Annotated in this window: 16 protein-coding genes, 1 tRNA gene, 1 rRNA gene and 1 other annotated feature; of the genes, 5 read left to right on the top strand and 13 right to left on the bottom strand. The window is 35.4% G+C overall.

What is annotated here, in order from left to right:
* Position 1: 1 nt before the first annotated feature.
* On the bottom strand, positions 2 to 976 hold the full coding sequence (locus FEZ13_RS18985; protein WP_146553947.1) for a threonine ammonia-lyase: 975 nt from the start codon (positions 974 to 976) through the stop codon (positions 2 to 4).
* Between the two features lie 224 nt (positions 977 to 1,200).
* Here FEZ13_RS18985 and FEZ13_RS18980 point away from each other — a divergent pair, with 224 nt between their 5' ends.
* Complete coding sequence (locus FEZ13_RS18980; protein ID WP_146553946.1) at positions 1,201 to 1,977, top strand: carbon-nitrogen family hydrolase; 777 nt, start codon at positions 1,201 to 1,203, stop codon at positions 1,975 to 1,977.
* A gap of 13 nt (positions 1,978 to 1,990) precedes the next feature.
* Positions 1,991 to 2,659 (top strand): DUF2848 family protein, encoded by a 669-nt coding sequence (locus FEZ13_RS18975; protein WP_146550404.1) that lies wholly within the window; start codon positions 1,991 to 1,993, stop codon positions 2,657 to 2,659.
* 237 nt (positions 2,660 to 2,896) lie between these two features.
* Here the strand turns inward: FEZ13_RS18975 and FEZ13_RS18970 are convergent, their stop codons facing one another.
* Entirely contained in the window at positions 2,897 to 3,673 is a 777-nt protein-coding gene (locus FEZ13_RS18970; RefSeq protein WP_146553945.1) for an IclR family transcriptional regulator, read from the bottom strand.
* Positions 3,674 to 4,457: 784 nt separating this feature from the next.
* Between FEZ13_RS18970 and FEZ13_RS18965 the strand changes: the two genes are divergently transcribed.
* A tRNA-Ser gene (locus tag FEZ13_RS18965) sits at positions 4,458 to 4,550 on the top strand.
* 167 nt (positions 4,551 to 4,717) lie between these two features.
* On the opposite strand, the gene FEZ13_RS18960 is transcribed toward FEZ13_RS18965, so the two are convergent.
* The 4 genes from FEZ13_RS18960 to FEZ13_RS18945 form a co-directional block, all read right to left on the bottom strand.
* Positions 4,718 to 5,284: an LOG family protein gene (locus FEZ13_RS18960; protein ID WP_255473251.1), complete on the bottom strand. Its 567-nt coding sequence runs from the start codon at positions 5,282 to 5,284 to the stop codon at positions 4,718 to 4,720.
* A 224-nt stretch (positions 5,285 to 5,508) separates the two neighbouring features.
* On the bottom strand, positions 5,509 to 6,180 hold the full coding sequence (locus FEZ13_RS18955; protein WP_146553944.1) for a deoxynucleoside kinase: 672 nt from the start codon (positions 6,178 to 6,180) through the stop codon (positions 5,509 to 5,511).
* Entirely contained in the window at positions 6,177 to 6,815 is a 639-nt protein-coding gene (locus FEZ13_RS18950; protein ID WP_146550407.1) for a deoxynucleoside kinase, read from the bottom strand. Before FEZ13_RS18950 ends, FEZ13_RS18955 begins: the two co-directional genes overlap by 4 nt.
* A 292-nt stretch (positions 6,816 to 7,107) precedes the next feature.
* Positions 7,108 to 8,253, bottom strand: a complete 1,146-nt coding sequence (locus tag FEZ13_RS18945) for a glycosyl hydrolase family 18 protein (protein ID WP_146550408.1) — start codon at positions 8,251 to 8,253, stop codon at positions 7,108 to 7,110.
* Between the two features lie 89 nt (positions 8,254 to 8,342).
* Between FEZ13_RS18945 and tadA the strand changes: the two genes are divergently transcribed.
* Entirely contained in the window at positions 8,343 to 8,837 is a 495-nt protein-coding gene (gene tadA, locus FEZ13_RS18940) for a tRNA adenosine(34) deaminase TadA (protein WP_146553943.1), read from the top strand.
* Between the two features lie 580 nt (positions 8,838 to 9,417).
* Here the strand turns inward: tadA and serS are convergent.
* The 3 genes from serS to pdxS form a co-directional block, all read right to left on the bottom strand.
* Positions 9,418 to 10,704: a serine--tRNA ligase gene (serS, locus tag FEZ13_RS18935; RefSeq protein ID WP_146553942.1), complete on the bottom strand. Its 1,287-nt coding sequence runs from the start codon at positions 10,702 to 10,704 to the stop codon at positions 9,418 to 9,420.
* Positions 10,705 to 10,793: 89 nt separating this feature from the next.
* Positions 10,794 to 11,008, bottom strand: a binding site (T-box leader).
* 36 nt (positions 11,009 to 11,044) lie between these two features.
* The gene (pdxT, locus tag FEZ13_RS18930) at positions 11,045 to 11,632 is read right to left on the bottom strand and encodes a pyridoxal 5'-phosphate synthase glutaminase subunit PdxT (RefSeq protein WP_146553941.1); all 588 of its coding nucleotides are present in this window, start codon (positions 11,630 to 11,632) and stop codon (positions 11,045 to 11,047) included.
* A 1-nt stretch (position 11,633) separates the two neighbouring features.
* Positions 11,634 to 12,521, bottom strand: coding sequence for a pyridoxal 5'-phosphate synthase lyase subunit PdxS (gene pdxS / locus FEZ13_RS18925; RefSeq protein WP_186725988.1), 888 nt, complete (start codon positions 12,519 to 12,521; stop codon positions 11,634 to 11,636).
* Positions 12,522 to 12,625: 104 nt separating this feature from the next.
* Here pdxS and pdxR point away from each other — a divergent pair, with 104 nt between their 5' ends.
* Positions 12,626 to 14,041, top strand: a complete 1,416-nt coding sequence (gene pdxR, locus FEZ13_RS18920; RefSeq protein ID WP_146553940.1) for a MocR-like pyridoxine biosynthesis transcription factor PdxR — start codon at positions 12,626 to 12,628, stop codon at positions 14,039 to 14,041.
* Positions 14,042 to 14,588: 547 nt separating this feature from the next.
* Here pdxR and FEZ13_RS18915 read toward each other — a convergent pair.
* The 4 genes from FEZ13_RS18915 to rrf all read right to left on the bottom strand — a co-directional run.
* A complete protein-coding gene (locus FEZ13_RS18915; protein ID WP_146553939.1) occupies positions 14,589 to 15,884 on the bottom strand; it encodes a D-alanyl-D-alanine carboxypeptidase family protein in 1,296 nt (431 codons plus the stop codon).
* A gap of 133 nt (positions 15,885 to 16,017) precedes the next feature.
* Positions 16,018 to 17,484, bottom strand: coding sequence for an IMP dehydrogenase (gene guaB / locus FEZ13_RS18910; protein ID WP_146553938.1), 1,467 nt, complete (start codon positions 17,482 to 17,484; stop codon positions 16,018 to 16,020).
* 103 nt (positions 17,485 to 17,587) lie between these two features.
* Complete coding sequence (locus FEZ13_RS18905) at positions 17,588 to 18,064, bottom strand: glutathione peroxidase (protein ID WP_146553937.1); 477 nt, start codon at positions 18,062 to 18,064, stop codon at positions 17,588 to 17,590.
* Between the two features lie 204 nt (positions 18,065 to 18,268).
* Positions 18,269 to 18,357: ribosomal RNA gene (gene rrf / locus FEZ13_RS18900) — 5S ribosomal RNA — on the bottom strand; the annotation flags it as partial.

Raw genomic sequence — 18,357 nt, 5'->3', positions numbered from 1 at the left:
TTCATGCACCTTCTTCTTTTTCATCTTTATATACTAATTCTAATATTTCTTTAAGATCACTATTTCCACCAGACACGATACACGCGATATTCAATTGCTCGGCTGGAAATTTTTTGAACATTACCGCAGCAATTACTGTAGCTGACGAGGGTTCTATCAATTGTTTTGTTCGTTCATATACAAATTTTAATGTCTGTTTAATTTCCAATTCAGAGACTAATACCACATCATCTAAATATTTGCTCATAATTTCAAATGTAAGATTACCTGGCTTCAGGGCACGCAATCCATCTGCAATCGTTGTAGTGCTTGGAATAGATGTGATTTTTTTATTTTTGAAAGATAAATAGGTATCGTTTGCGATAGCTGGTTCTACACCAATCACTTTAATTTTTGGATTTAACGATTTCAAAGCAATTAAATTACCTGAAATTAAACCGCCACCTCCAATTGGAATCACTACAATATCAATGTTGGAAATTTGCTCCAATAATTCTAACCCGATCGTCCCTTGCCCAGCTATAATCTCTTCATCATCATAAGGAGGAATAAATTCTCCATTTCCTTGCTGTGCCAATTTTATAGCTTTTTCAATACGTTCACTAGATGTAGTTCCGCAAAATTCTATTTTTCCGTTATAGGCTCTAATAGCGTTCAATTTACACTGTTTAGCGTCTATAGGCACCACAATAATTGATGGAATATGAAGATGTTGCGTAACATAGGCAACTGCTTGACCATGGTTACCAGAAGATGCCGCTGTGACAAATTTCATCGCTCGATTTTCTAAAATAGCAAGCACCTTATTACTGGCTCCACGTATTTTAAATGAGCCTGTTTTTTGTAAATGCTCAGCCTTTAAATAAACATTATTACCACATGTTCGAGATAACTCCAAAGAAGTAATTATTGGTGTCTTTTTTACAATATTCCGAATTCTTTCTCTAGCCTTGGATACATCTTTTATATCAATCAAAAGTTATCATCCTCCTTTGTTTCATTTTTTGGAATCACAGTTCCTAATATTGATATTAAAATTATAATACCGTTTCTACATCCATTGCAACCTCTTTTAAAATTTTGTAAATTTAAATAACAAAATAATGTTATGTTATTTGACATGTATCAATTTATCTATTATAGTGAATGCTATTAAAAAAACTGAAGTTTCAGTAAATTTTAGAATTAGGAGGTATCACAATGAAAGTTGGGATTATACAACTAGAAATAAATGATGATGAAAGTCCAAAACAACGTCTACAAAGAGTAGATGCATTGTTAGAGAACATGAAGGTATGTGATTTAATTCTATTGCCTGAAATGTGGATGACGGGCTATTTTTCTTTCGATCATTATGTATGTGAAGCGCAATCAATTGATGGGGAATTTGTTACACACTATTCAAACATGGCTAAAAAATTAAATGCTTATCTTTACGCTGGAAGTTTTGTTGAACTGAAAGGAGGGGAATATTTTAATACAAGTGTATTTTTTGATAGAAATGGCGCATTAACTGGTGTTTATCGAAAAATACATCTATTTCGCTATGGTTCTTTGGAGGGGAAATTACTTACTCGTGGGAAAAAAACTACTGTCGTCGATACAGAGTTTGGAAAAATAGGATTAGCAACTTGCTATGATTTAAGATTCCCTGAACTATTTAGAAAAGAACTAGAATTAGGTGCCCAAATCTTCTTGATTACATCCGCTTGGCCTTTATCTCGTATTGATCATTGGAAAATTTTCAATCAAGCAAGAGCGCTGGAAAATCAATGTTACTTAATCTCCTGCAATTGTGTCGGTACCACAAGGAAAGTCCAATTAGGCGGACATAGTAGTATTGTCAATCCCCTAGGAATTGTAGAAAAATATGCACAAGCAAATGAGGATATTCTATATTTTGATATAGATACATCAAAAGTTGCTCAAATACGTGAAGAATTCCCTCAAATAAAACATATTGTTCCTATTGATTAAAGAGGTGATCATAATGGAAATTAAAATTAATAACAAAACAATAGATTGGATACCTAATAAACTCCTAATCGCTGGCTTTACTGGCCGAAATCAAGAAGAAATCAAAGCACATATCCAAGAGTTAAAAGAAATTGGTATACCTGAACCCGATGAAGTACCTGCAATCTATCACTTATCTCCTTCTTTGTTAACAACCAAATCGGAAATTTTCGCAATTAATCAAGAAAGTAGTGGGGAAATCGAATACATTTTACTACATATTGGAGATGAATGGTATGTTGGGCTAGGGAGCGATCATACAGATCGTGAACTTGAAAAAGTTTCATTCGCAAAATCAAAACAAGTCTGTGCAAAGCCTATTTCAAAAGAATACTGGAATCTATCAAGTGTTTCTGAGATATGGGATACATTAAAAATAAAAAGCTGGGTAACTATTGATGGTAAAGAGGAAATTTATCAGGAAGGGACATTAGAAAACCTTCTCCACCCAACAGATTTGTTAAATATATTGACTAATAGGGGATATGATTTAGAAAATACTGTATTGTTCTGTGGCACATTACCGATCATCAATGGAGATTTTATATATGGAGATCGATTTAGAGCTGAAATAATAAATCCACAAACGAAGGAAAAAATCCATTTAGACTATCATATAACTTTCTCAAAAACACAAAAATAATTAAAAAGTAATCTTTTCCTTTTGAGCAGCCTCGTAAATATTAAATTGGTATCTAATATTTACAGAGTGCTGTTCATTTTAAAGAAAGGTTGCTTTTCCAATGATTTATTTTCTCACATATTAATGAGCAGTAAAATCCTCAAAGACTCGAGTAACAAGTAAAGAACCATTGTAAATCATTTACTTGTAAAAAACTAATTGCAGTAGCAAGTGTAAAGAATCCCTTTTTGGGAAGTTTTATTTTATAGAGTTAGATACTTCTTTCTTATATCCTAATTCACAAGAAATTTCCATGCCAGCAGCTACAACCTTACTAATTAAAAAATCCATATCATCTTTCAGTAGTCTTGACTCCGCACCTGCAATGCTTAAACTCGCTAATACTTTTCCTGTATGATCAAATATAGGAGCTGCAATTTCAAAAGTTTGTTCTGCAAGTTCCGAATGGCTAATCGTGTAACCGTCTTTATAGGATTGAACCAGTATTTTTTTTAATTCTTCTTTATCAGTAATTGTGCCTGAACAAAAAGATTTTAGTTTTGTTTCTTCAAGATATTTTTCCTGTTCTTTTTCAGTCAAATAAGCCAAAATAATTCTAGAACACGCCCCCACATATAATGGTGAACGTCTGCCGATTCTTGTATATAGTCTAACAGGATGATTCGTATCTAATTTTTCAATATAAACAGATTCCGTACCATCTTTACTAGAAAGGTTAACAGCTTCATCAACTTCATCTCGTAATTTTTCTAATATAGGAAAAGCAATTTTTCTCAAATCTAATCTTTCTGAAACTAATTCGCCAAACTGCAAAAAGATTAAACCAAGTTTATAAAATCCATTATCATCTTTATTCAAAAATCCAATTACTTCAAGTGAAGAGACCATTCGATAAACAGATGTCTTTGGCAGATTGGTCAATTCTATCATTTGATTCAAATTTAATTTCTCATATTCTAAAAATAATTTTAAAATTGTCATTGATTTTAAAACTGTTTTATTTAGGGTTTCCATTCAGTAATCTCCTTAATTTATAAAACTTTTATTCTGAAATCTATATTCGTTTTTGGATCAATTAAAAGCTCAAATATTATGTAAATATATATAAAATTTGTGTTTGATACTCTTGTACTAGATGCTAAATATTGAGAACTTTTCTTCACTTTGACCCTTCCATTCTAAATCATACGTTTAGAATGGACAATATTGATCTCTTCAAAAAAATTCTTAAAAATAATAAAATTTTGAAATTTTCTAATCTATTTATCTTCACAAATTTCAACTTGATAAAAATGGACCATTTGGGTTGTAATAATGGATTAAACAATCTCCAATTCCAGGAAAGAAACAAAGTACTATGACTATTTTAAAACAAATGAATCTGTTTAGCATCCTATTAATTAGGTTAAATTTATGACTTCTCATTCATTCTAACTATAATTTAATATAATAAACATCCCGTTAATTTTCGTTTCTTCTTAAAAATATTACTTATCACTTTTCTCATAAACTCAATTATCATGCAATATTGTTTTCTTTATTTTACCAAAACGGTCTTTGTTTTTTTAGCATGGATTCAAAAATTATAAAAATCGAGATAAAGTTATTATAAAATTTTAATGCTAAATGATTGAAAATTGAAGTATATTCCTATAGTATCACGAATTTTCCCCGCAACTTATTAAACCAATCAAAAATCTTCTGTATCAAAAATAGTATAGATTTTTTATAAAAACAGTTGACGAATAAAAATAATGATGATAAAGTATAATCTGTCAGTAAAACAGAAACGCATTTTGGAGGAATACCCAAGTCTGGCTGAAGGGATCGGTCTTGAAAACCGACAGGCGGGTCAAACCGCGCGGGGGTTCGAATCCCTCTTCCTCCTCCATTTATTTTTAAAATCTAATATATATTGAATTGTATTCGTTGCAAAGTTGCAACGATTTTTTTGTGTAAATTTAAATTTTAGCACGAATCATATAATTTGTTTTTAATTTTATTACCTGAATTTCTATATAAAAGGGAGCGACCCATTCATGCTGGAGTCACTCCCTTTTATATAGTCATATTCGTTGTATTTTGTTTAATGATTTGAAACAATTCTTCAGGATTTTGAACAATGAATATTTTCTTATATTGTTCCTCTAGCATAAAACCCTCTTTTACCATAAACTCCAGCTGTGATTTCAGTAATCGGTAGTATTCGTTTATATTATATAGACATATTGGCTTTTGATGTTTCCCAATTTGGGACAGTGTCACCACATCAAAAAATTCATCCATAGTTCCTGCTCCACCTGGTAAAGCAATTAAAAAATCTGCAAGCTCAAGCATTTTGCCTTTGCGTTCATGCATTGTATTGACATGATGTAACTCTGTAATATGTTCATGAGTGACTTCTTTCCATTGCAAAAATGTTGGCATGACCCCAACAACATCTCCATTATTTGCAAGTACTGCATCCGCCACTTTCCCCATTAGTCCTTGATTAGATCCGCCATATACAATACCTATATGATGCTTAGCTAAAAAAGTGCCAAGCTCTTCTGCCTTTTCTGCATATATCGGGTTATTCCCTATTTTCGAACCACAATAAATCCCTACACGCATAATATCCTCCATATCCATTTATTCTCCATAGTTATCCTAATACTAATGAATGCAATGACAATAATAGATTTCCCAACTATAGGACATATAAATACTAATATGTCCTATCACTTGAATATTATTTAGTGCTGAATATTAAATGTATATGACTACCGATAATATCATTAGAACAACCAAAGGTACTCGATCGTATATAGGAAATAGCCTTTCACACAAAAATACTGCTTCTTACTATTTTATCTTCGGCTTAACTGAGATTTTTGTTTCATAAAATGACCGATTTGTTTTAAAATATCTTCAATTGCCTCAGGATTCTCCAGTAAATCATAGTCATTTATATTTAAACGAAAAACTGGGCAGGCATTGAAATGATTGATCCACTCTTCATAGCGCTTATGCATTTCATACCAATATTCTTTATCTATTTGTTGTTCCATTGAACGCCCACGTTCTGCAATGCGACCAATTATATCCTCAGCTGGACCTTCCAGATAAATCAGTAAATCTGGATGTGGAAAATAGGGTGTCATGACCATTGCATCGAATAAATTTGTATAAGTTTCATAATCAATAGCACTCATTGTTCCTTTATCGTAATGCATTTTAGCAAAAATACCTGTATCCTCATAAATAGAACGATCTTGGATAAAGCCTCCACCATATTCAAAAATACGTTTTTGTTCCTTAAAACGTTCAGCAAGAAAATAAATTTGCAAGTGAAAGCTCCATTTACCAAAATCATCATAGAATTTATCTAAATACGGATTTGCATCTACTTTCTCAAATGATGTACGAAAGTTCAATGCTTTTGCTAGCGCATTGGTCATTGTAGATTTTCCTACTCCCACTGTTCCTGCAATGGTGATAATAGCATTTGATGGAATGCCATATTTTTCTCTTAAATTCATGCCTTAAAGCCCCTTTTTTCTAACGTTTCTTCTACTGCATACAAGACTTTCTGTAAATCTGTTGCGCGATGTACAAAGTCTAACTCATCACCATTAATATGAATAACAGGAATATCTGGATTTTTGTCTTCAAAAACATGAATGAATTCATGATAATCTGCCACTAATTGTTCTATATAACTTTTAGAGATGGCTTTTTCAAATTCCCGACCTCTCATCGTGATCCTCTTCATCAATGTATCTACACTTGCATATAAATAAACGACTATATTAGGTCTAATCATATCTTTGGTTAAAATCTGATAAATTTCTACGTATTTATAAAACTCTGATGGCTGTAATGTACGTTTAGCAAAAATCAAGTTTTTAAAGATGTGATAATCAGCTACTACTGGTTGGTCATTAGCTAACATATTTCTTTCAATATCGTTTAATTGTTTATAACGATTGCATAAGAAGAACATTTCTGTTTGGAAACTCCATTCATCGATATCTTCATAAAACTTATCCAAAAATGGGTTTTCATCTACAATTTCCTTCAATAAATGCAAATCAAAAGTTTCGGAAATTATTTTAGAAAGCGACGTTTTTCCAGCACCAATAGGTCCTTCTATTGTCATAAACGGAACAGGCATCAGAAGTTTCCCCCTCGTTTATTTTTAATCAATGACTATCATTCTATCACAATAGAAAAGTGATAGACAGCAGAAAAACCTTTCGATGATTAGCACTTCTATAACGACAGCATCTATCAAAAAATTTGTTCTAAAAGGAAACTTTCGTGAGCAATTGATTCCAACCTATACATAAATTGCTTTTCGTTCCGAGTGGAGAGCTACAAACGCTAATAATGATTTTTCACACATTTTTCTCTACAAAACAAAAAGCCTTGATGATAACTTATCAAGACTCTTTCATACTTTAAAATTATAGGATATGTTCCACATGAAACATTTGTTGTAAGAGTGCCCAATTTTGTGGGAATGAAAAACCCAGATGCCAGTAAGCGATACCCTTTAAGCCTAATTCTTGTATCAATTTAAATTTTGCTTCAATTGATCTTGCATCTTCAAACCAAACAACATGTTCAACACCATCTTTCCAATAATGAAAATATGGAGCTTGCGCAATTTCATCGTATGAGATTGCAGCATTATTTTGTTTAGCAAGTTCAATCGCATATTGTGGGCTAACTCCGATTGCATTGGGGTTGCTTTCTTTGTAGGGTAATCTCCAATCATAGCCGTATAAGTTTTGTCCCATCATGACCTTTGAAGCTGGGATCTCCGTAATCGCATATTCCAATACTTGCCTTACTGGGCCAATTGGTGATACAGCCATTGGCGGACCACCACTATATCCCCATTCATATGTCATCACCACAACAAAGTCTACAGCTTCTCCAATGCCTTTATAATCATGCCCTTCATACCATTTTCCAGGTTGGTCGGCACTTGTTTTCGGAGCAAGTGCCGCGGATACTGTTAAGCCTTCTGGATGCGCCTTTGAAACCAGTTTCTTTAAAAACTCTACATACCGCTCTTTATCTTCTGGAGGTAAATATTCAAAATCCACATGAATATCCTTTGCCCCATGTTTTTTTGCCTCTTGTATAGCTGCTCCGATAATTAAATCTTGCAGATTGGCATCCATAAAAATTTCGTGCGCTAGCGTATCACTAAAAGCACCATTTTCAATATTCGTCAATACAACTGCGGAAGCCGTTCTATTTGCTGTTGCTATTTCTCCTAAATCTCCCCAATTGAGAGGGGTCAATGTCCCATCCCTTTTTACTTCATATGCAAACGGCATCATATAAGTAAGCAAGGGAGCTCTTTTGGTTAATTCTTGAGAAAGACGTGGCGGCACATTATCTGTATACCATTCTGCATATGCGTTAGTACTGATTGTTGGGCGATTTGGATTTGGCGTTTCAGGTAAAACAAGCGTTTGTCCTACAACTAATACATCTGGATTTAACAGTTCATTTAGTGCGACAATGGTTGCACTTGTTGTATGATGATCTCTTGCAATTTTATATAAACTATCTCCTTGTTTTACAACATATATCAAAGAAATCCTCCTCTATTTCTTCATGATGACTAATCATATGCTGTTAACTTGTAAATCATGCTAAACTATTTGACAAGGAGAGTGTCTAAATGAACAAAGATCATCAATTTATGCAACTTGCAATTGAAGAAGCACAATATGCTGCTGCACTTGGAGAAGTTCCTATTGGTGCAATTATTGTCTATCAAGATCGTGTAATTGCCCGTGCCCATAATTTGCGCGAAACTTCTCAAAATGCGATCACTCACGCAGAACTTATGGCTATTCAACATGCCTGTGATGTGATAGGAAGCTGGCGTTTAGAGGAAACAACGCTATATGTGACGTTAGAGCCTTGTCCCATGTGCGCGGGTGCTATTTTACAATCCCGTATTCCACGCGTGGTTTATGGTGCCCGTGATCGCAAAGCTGGCTGTGTAGACTCACTCTATCATCTCTTGAATGACAGTCGCTTCAATCATGAATGCGAGGTAATAGAAGGGGTCATGGCAGAAGAATGTAGTGCCCTGCTAACTAATTTTTTTAAAACATTACGTATACGGAAAAAGGAAGAAAAAAAGATCCGTAAACTTCGTGAAAAATAATTTAAAAATATATATCAGGCGTGTTGATTATCTCCACGAAATATAGTTTAATTGCTGATTTTTTACGTTTATGCTGCCACATTTATTCTGATTTCTCCTTAATCAACACACCTGTTAAAGTAAAAATACAGGAACCTTCTTTCATAGAACAAAAGAACAAATCATATGAGACGAGAAAAAAGATACATTTTTGTACATTTAACCATAAAAAATACTAAGCCTACCAAAAATCATTTAGCTGCATACAGTCCTTTGCTTTTTCGTATGATTAAGATAAAATTCTATTCTATGTCCAGCCTCGTTAAATAAAATGAAGCTTCCATCAGTGAGTGGGGTTTTCTTCATCCCCCACTGAGCTAGAGGAACGTAAGTGAAAAGCGCCACGTCCTGTAGCAACACCTGAGGGACCAACATCTTGTTGGTCCAAACTAATCGGACGCATGCGACAGTTCATCCCTTATCTTTCTTTCTCGTTTCTCTCTAAATCTTGAAATGGGGGTCTTACTGCCCGTTAAAGCGGGATAAAAAAGGACTATCATAAGATGATTCGCTTATGATAGTCTTAGCCTTTTCTTACCTATTATTTAGCAGGGGCTTGAATCACTTCAACGCCGCCCATATACGGTACTAATACTTGAGGAATTTTCACGCTTCCATCAGCTTGTTGATAATTTTCTAAAATAGCCGCTACAGTACGACCGATAGCAAGACCTGATCCATTTAATGTGTGAACATACTCAGGTTTTGCACCCGGTTCACGGCGGAAACGAATATTCGCACGACGAGCTTGGAAATCTTCAAAGTTAGAACAAGAAGAAATTTCTCGATACATATTTTGCGCTGGGATCCAAACTTCTAAATCATATTTCTTAGCTGCTGTAAATCCAAGATCTGCTGTACACATTTTGATCTTGCGATAAGGTAAGTTTAATAATTGAAGGACCTCTTCCGCATGCCCCGTTAGTTTTTCTAATTCATCATAAGAATCTTCCGGTTTTACAAAACGTACTAACTCTACTTTATTAAATTGATGTTGACGGATTAACCCACGTGTATCGCGCCCTGCAGAACCTGCTTCTGAACGGAAACATGCACTAAATGCCGTAAAAGCTTGAGGTAGTTTTGCTCCATCAATTATTTCGTCACGATAATAGTTTGTTACTGGTACTTCAGCAGTTGGGATTAAAAAATAATCTGGTTTTTCAACTAAAAATGCATCTTCCGCAAATTTTGGAAGTTGACCAGTACCCGTTAAGCTAGCGCGGTTTGCCATGTATGGAGGAAGCATTTCTTCGTAGCCATGTTTGTCAGCGTGCAAATCCATCATAAAGTTCCAAAGTGCACGTTCAAGACGGGCGCCTAAACCATGATAAAAGACAAATCGGCTACCAGTCACTTTACCAGCGCGTTCAAAATCAATAATGTCAAGATCTGTGCCAAGATCCCAATGTGGTTTAATATCAAAGTCAAATGTTGGAACTTCTCCCCATTTGTATACTTCTTCGTTGTCATCTTCTGAATCCCCAACAGGGACGCTTTCATGTGGGATATTTGGTAAACGCATCATCATATCCTTGAATTTAGCTTCAACATCATTTAACTCAGCATCTAGTTGTTTGATCTCATCGCCAACTTCACGCATATGAGCGATTTCTGCATCTGCATTTTCCTTATTTCTTTTCTTTTGGGCAATTGCTTCAGAAGCTTTGTTACGTTCTGCCTTCAATACTTCCGTTTTAGCAATCAAATCACGGCGTTGTTGATCCCATTCTTCAAAGTGATCAATTGTGCCAAGATCTTCATTACGATGTGCGAGTTTTTCTTTTATTTCTGTAAAGTTTGCACGGACACGTTTAATGTCTAACATAATCAATTCCTCCGATTGTATATTCGATTTTAGAAAAGTAGTTTCTTATTAAAATAGGAAAGTAGACGCAAAAAAACTCTCATCCCCTTAAAAGGGACGAGAGCATACCCGCGTTACCACCCTAATTGAATAGACAATTGTCTAATCCACTTGTTTCATAACGGCTTTAAAAACCGGCTACAACTTACTATACGTTCAGCTGAGCAACTCCAGGACGGATTCACAAGCGCCTTTATCGCCTTCCACCAACCGACGACTCTCTAAAAAAAACGTATTTGCTACTACTTCCTATCATCGTGTTAAATTATAAGTTATTCTTACTTTACAATACATTCTGGAGTTACGCAAGTATTGAGCGCTTACTTTTCTTCACCATATGAACAAAATATTCCATAATACGAGTATCTTCTGTTAGTTCTGGATGAAAAGAACATCCTAGGAATTGACCATCTCGTGCAAGTACTATTCGCCCATCATACTTGCCTAAAACAGCTACATTTTTACCAACATTTACAATATGAGGTGCACGGATAAAAACTGCTGGAAAATTAGAACCAATATCCTTTAAATCGAGCAATGCTTCAAAGCTATCGATTTGTCGTCCAAACGAGTTTCGTTTCACTTCTATATCCATCACACCAATATGAGGTTCACCATCAACAAGCTTCTTTGCAAGGAGAATTAATCCTGCACATGTTCCAAACATCGGTTTACCAGTTGAAGCAAAAATACGCAACGCCTGCATCATATCATATCGGTCAATTAGCTTTCGCATTGTTGTGCTTTCCCCACCAGGCAGAATGAGACCATCTAAGTCTTGTAATTCATCCTTATGTTTCACTGATACAGCTTTTGCCCCTACTGCTTCTATTGCCTTTATATGCTCACGAACAGCTCCCTGTAATGCCAAGACACCGATTCTTACCATACTACCATCCTCGATCCTGCATACGGTCTTGCGGTGCGAGTTTTGAAATATCGATCCCTTTCATCGGTATTCCCAACCCTTTAGACACTTCAGCAATCAGGTTATAATCTTGATAATTTGTTGTTGCTTCAACAATAGCGCGAGCAAATTGTTCCGGATTTTCAGATTTAAAAATACCTGAGCCTACAAATACGCCGTCAGCCCCCAATTCCATCATCAATGCGGCATCAGCTGGTGTCGCAACACCGCCTGCAGCAAAATTAACAACTGGTAAACGGCCAAGACGATTGATTTCAAGCAATACATCAAAAGGTGCTCCTAGGTTTTTGGCCTCCGTCATTAGTTCATCTCTTGTCATATGAGCGACTTTTCGTACTTGTGCATTCACTTTGCGTATATGTCTTACGGCTTCAACGATATTGCCAGTTCCAGGTTCACCCTTTGTACGTAGCATGGATGCCCCTTCTCCTATACGTCGTGCTGCTTCTCCTAAATCCCGACAGCCACAAACAAATGGTACAGTATAGTCACTTTTTAATAAGTGAAATTCCTCATCTGCTGGTGTTAATACTTCACTTTCATCTATGTAATCAACACCCATTGATTCAAGTACACGAGCCTCAACAATATGCCCTATACGTGCTTTTGCCATCACTGGAATAGACACAGCCGCCATGACCTCTTCTACTATACGCGGATCTGCCATGCGAGCAACACCGCCTGCAGCACGAATATCAGATGGTACGCGTTCTAATGCCATTACCGCAACAGCACCCGCAGCTTCGGCAATTTTTGCCTGTTCTGCATTAATCACGTCCATAATGACGCCACCCTTTTGCATTTCCGCCATGCCTCTTTTAACTCGTTCAGTACCTGTATGAATAACCATTTCTTTCCCTCCTAAAAACTAGTATGATGTTAGTATAAAGAAAATTGACCATATAAAAAGATTCAGTTATTCACTTTTTTGGATGGTCAGTTAGGAGTGATACGATGGATATGCTAATGATTCAATTAGAAAAAGATTCAAAAATCCCGCTTTATGAACAACTCTACGAAGAAATCAAGAAAGGAATTATTGAAGGAACAATAGCAGTTCATACAAAACTTCCTTCAAAAAGAAAGCTTTCGGAATTTTTATCCATTAGCCAAACAACGGTGGAACTTGCCTATGCACAATTAATAGCAGAGGGCTATATTACTTCTAAATCACGTGTCGGCTTTTTTGTAGAGGCAATTGAGGAACTCGCTTATGTAGAAAAAACACTTCCTCATCATGCCATAAAAAAAACTTTAACCCCCCAAATTTTAATCGATTTTAATCCTGGAAAAATTGATACATCGTCTTTTCCATTTACGACTTGGCGCAAATATGCTAAAGAAGCCATTGATTATCATGAAAAAGATCTGTTGTTAACAGGCACCCCTCAAGGTGAACTTGGATTACGTGAACAAATTGCAAACTATCTATATCAATCCAGAGGCGTCCTATGTTCACCTGAACAAATTGTCATAGGTTCTGGTACTGAACAGCTTCTTCCCATGATCATGAAGCTTTTAGGGGAAGAAAATCAATATGCTATTGAAAACCCTGGCTATACACAAACTCATCATATTTTCAGCCAATATAATCAGCAGGTAATCCCTATTAATGTTGATGAAGATGGCATGCAAATTCAGGAATTGGAACACTCAAGTGCTAATATCGCTTATGTTACTCCATCTCATCAATTTCCAACGGGGGCAGTCCTTTCTGCATCACGCCGGGCGCAACTATTAAATTGGGCGGCACAAGATGAGCAAAGATTTATTATTGAAGATGATTACGATAGTGAATTCCGTTATATTGGTAAACCCATTGCCTCCTTACAGGGAATGGATCATCGAGATAAAGTTATTTATATTAGTACATTTTCTAAATCACTAATGCCTTCTTTGCGCATCGCCTATTTTGTATTACCAGAAAAATTATTATCTCGATATTATAATATGTTCACATACTATACATCCACTGTCCCTCGTTTCGAACAACATATTTTAGCTCAATTTATGAGAGACGGTTATTTTTCCAAACATTTAAATCGTATGCGAAAAATTTACCGAAAAAAATTGGAAAAACTAACACATGCACTTATGCCTTATGCTCCAACAGTGACGATTTCTGGTGAACAAGCTGGCATGCACGTAGTATTGACTGTAAAACATGAAATGAATGCTTCAACATTAAGTAATATTGCATTACAACATGGAATAAGGATTACACCCATAAAGGAATATATGCTTGCACCTACCATTCAAAATCGAGAAGATCAATTTTTACTCGGCTTTGGAGGATTAGAAGAAAACGACATCTTAAATAATATCCAAAAGTTAATGGATTGCTGGAATATCCAAAACACTTTCAGATAAAGTAAAGCTTCCATCAGTGGGGGTTTTCTTCATCCCCCGCTGAACTAAAGGAACGGAAGTGAAAAGCGCCACGTCCTGTGGCAACACTTGAGTGACCATCATCTTGCCCGTCCGAACCAATCGGGCGCATGCGGCAGTAAGATCAACATTTATCTTTCTCGTTTCTCGCTAAACCTATTGGGATCTTACTGCCTGTTAACACATGATAAAATTGACTTTGAATAGATCAACATTACTTCTATAACACCAGCAACAACCATACAATCATATGAAACTCTATGCAGTAGTAGGACGATGCTTTTTCATCCCCTACTGTATGATGTTAGTCAAACTGATCTAACTATTCCTTACTTAGCTTGTCTCTGCTTTTTTGCGTAAAAACTTGTAGATGTATAGATTGGGAGTAATCGCTCATGAAAAGTAGTAGAAATTTTACAGAAGGTTCATATAGGATCAACATTTTTCAAAGAGCAGCAAGTTTTAAGTACTTTAAATGAAAAAAGGACTGACCATTACATCATGATCAATCCTTTTGAATGCTATATTTTTAAAATAAATTAGCAAAAAATTTACCAATTTTTTTAAATGTCAAAGAGAACCAGCCTGCTTTCTCAGCAGTTGCTGTAGTTACAACATCCGCACCACTTGCAGAACTGTCAATAAATCCATAATCCTTACTAGATTTTTTATCGATTTCAACATGACCTACAACAGTTCCCTTTTTGGCAGGTGCATTTAATGATTTTTTCGTTAACACAAGTTTTGCTTGATAATCATCGACTTCACTTGTTTTTACCATCATAGAGATATCATCTTTTGTAGCAATTTTAACATTTTTTTCTTTTCCATCTTTTACTGGTATTGATTTTTGGCTTTTAAAGGTATAACCTGCAGGCACAATTTTTTCTGTTGTAAATTGGCCAAAACCATAGTCAAATAATGTACGAGCAACATTAAAACGTGCCATATGTTCTGCACCCTCTGCATGCATGACAACAGCGATTAATCGTGTATCATTGCGCTTTGCCGTACCTGTAAAACATTGACCAGCATAATCTGTTGTTCCTGTTTTAAGTCCATCGACTCCCTTATATTCTGCGACAAGACCTGGTAGCATAAAGTTCCAGTTATCCATTTTAATCGCATCATCTGTACCTTCGCGGAATGTCTTTCTAGAAATACTTGAAGTTTTCAATACTTCAGGATGATCTTTCAATAAATGATAGGCAAGGCGTGCTACAGATTTTGCTGGTAATTTGTTTTCATCACTAGCTGACGTACCTTTTGGTTGCATTCCTTGTAATTGTGCATTATTAAGTCCTGTAGCATTTACAAAGTGATAATCTTCTAAGCCTAATTCTTTTGCTTTTTTGTTCATTAATGTTAGGAATTCTGTTTCAGATCCTGCGATTGTTTCGGCAATTGCGATGGTAGCAGCATTAGCTGAGTAAATAGCCATTGCTTCATATAATTCTTTTATTGTATATTCGCCATCTGCACGTAATGGAACATTACTTAATGCACGATCTTGTGAAATTTTGTACGCATATTCTGATACTTTATATTTTTGATCCCATTTGATTTTTCCATCATTAATGGCGTCTAACAAAATATACTCTGTCAGCATTTTAGTCATACTAGCAATTCCAAGTGGTTGATCAGCATTTTTTTCATACAAAATTTTACCTGAATCAGCATCGATTAAAATAGCTCCTTTTACAGGTAAGCCTAAATTATCTGCAGCACTTGCTGTGTTGCCTGCTGGTAATATTGCCAACATACTGAACATAAGAACAGCAGCTATCATGATGTTAAAAATTTTATTTTTTCTTGATGTTTTCACCCATTCTACCTCCATTTATGTATAGACTTATCTCGCTCATTTTAACATACAATCATAGATTTCAACCATTAGATATTAAAAACACCCTTTCCGCTTCATAAATAATCACGAAAAGGGTGCTAAAGATATATTCTTATGCTAGTGAATAGTTTGGTGCTTCTTTCGTAATTTGTACATCATGTGGATGACTTTCCTTTAATCCAGCGCCAGTCATTCGAACAAACTGTGAATTTTCACGTAAATCATGGAGATCTTTCGTTCCACAATACCCCATACCTGCACGAACACCACCAAGTAATTGATGAATGGTGTCAGCTAGAGGGCCTTTATATGGTAGACGACCTTCAATACCTTCTGGAACAAGTTTTTTTGCATCTTCTTGGAAGTAACGATCTTTTGAACCATTTTCCATTGCTGCAACAGAACCCATTCCACGATACACTTTGAAGCGACGTCCTTGGAAGATTTCAGTTTCTCCAGGTGATTCAGAAGTCCCCGCTAGCAAGCTACCTAACATAACGGCATGTCCACCAGCTGCCAATGCTTTAACAATATCACCTGAATATTTAATACCACCATCAGCAATGATTGTTTTTCCTTGGCGACGAGCTTCTGTAGCACAATCATAGACAGCTGTAATTTGTGGTACACCTACACCAGCTACAACACGAGTAGTACAAATAGATCCTGGTCCAATACCAACTTTTACGACATCTGCACCGGCTTCGTATAGAGCCTTAGTAGCTTCAGCAGTTGCCACATTACCTGCAACAATGGTTAGATCAGGGTATGCTGCTCGAATATTCTTCACTTGCTCTAGTACGCCTTGTGAATGGCCATGAGCTGTATCAATAACAATCACGTCAACTTGTGCTTCAACTAATTTTTTTATACGAAGCATTGAATCCTTTGTTACACCTACAGCAGCACCAACAAGTAGTCGCCCATGTTCATCTTTTGCAGCATTTGGGTATTCCATCACTTTCTCAATATCCTTAATAGTGATTAATCCTGTCAAAACTCCATTTTCGTCAACGATAGGAAGTTTTTCTATTTTGTATTGTTGCAACATTTTTTCTGCTTCGTCTAGTGTAGTGCCAACAGGAGCTGTGATTAAATCTTCTTTTGTCATGACATCATCAATTTTAGTAGAATAATCTTGGACAAAACGTAAATCACGGTTTGTAATAATCCCTACTAATTTACGCTCTTCCACATTGTTAACAATTGGAACACCTGAAATACGATATTTTCCCATTAAATGCTCTGCGTCAAATACTTGGTGAGAAGGTGTTAAGAAAAACGGATTCGTAATTACACCATTTTCAGATCGTTTAACTTTTTCAACTTGTTCAGCTTGTTCTTCAATGCTCATGTTTTTATGAATAATGCCTAGACCACCTTGACGAGCCATTGCTATAGCCATTGATGCTTCTGTGACTGTATCCATACCAGCACTAACAATAGGAATATTTAATTTAATTTTGGGCGTTAAACTGACAGATAAGTCTACTTCTTTCGGCAATACTTCAGAATGTGCTGGTACAAGCAATACGTCATCAAATGTTAAACCTTCTTTGGCAAATTTCGTTTCCCACATTTCTTGAACTCCTCCTATAAAAAATATATTAATTGTAAGATTAACAACGTAAGTGTTTACTTGTCAAGGAATCTAAAATAAATAAGATTATTTAGATTTTTCTTTATAATAAGTTTTTAATATCATTTTCTATTTTTGAAGGTGAAGTTTGTGGAGCATATCGATCTATAACATGCCCGTTTTTATCAATCAAGAACTTAGTAAAATTCCATTTAATGTTTTCTGTTAGTAATCCTTTCTTTTCTGAAACAAGAAATTTAAACAGTGGTGATGCGTTTTCACCCTTAACATCTATCTTTGCAAACATTGGAAATTGAACATTATAATTCAATTGACAATAAGCTAAGGTTTCATCAATATTAGCAAATTCTTGATTATTGAATTGGCTACATGGAAATCCTAAAATTGTAAATCCCTGATCTTTATACTTCTCGTATAACTCTTGTAATTCTTTAAATTGTGGTGTAAAGCCGCATTTACTTGCTGTATTGACAATCAATAGTAGATGTCCTTTAAAATCCTGCAAACTTTGTTGTTCTCCATCAGTCTTTTCTACGGTAAAATCATAAATAGTCGTCATTTCAATTCCTCCCTGTAGCTTTTATTCTATTATTTATAACTGTATTCCTTTAAATCTTTTCTCACAACAAATAGAATGTTAATTAAGCTTTTTGACAAGATTTTATCATAATTCAAGGGTAACTAATCATAATTTCAAAAAAGAAAAGCATAATATTGGAAAATAAAAAAAGCACAGTTGAATAATCAACTGTGCTTTATATATGCCTAGCAACGTCCTACTCTCGCAGGGGGACAGCCCCCAACTACCATTGGCGCTCAAGAGCTTAACTTCTGTGTTCGGCATGGGAACAG

This window comes from Rummeliibacillus sp. SL167 (assembly GCF_007896505.1).
Lineage (GTDB): Bacteria > Bacillota > Bacilli > Bacillales_A > Planococcaceae > Rummeliibacillus > Rummeliibacillus suwonensis.
This window is presented reverse-complemented; position numbering and strand designations above follow the sequence as displayed.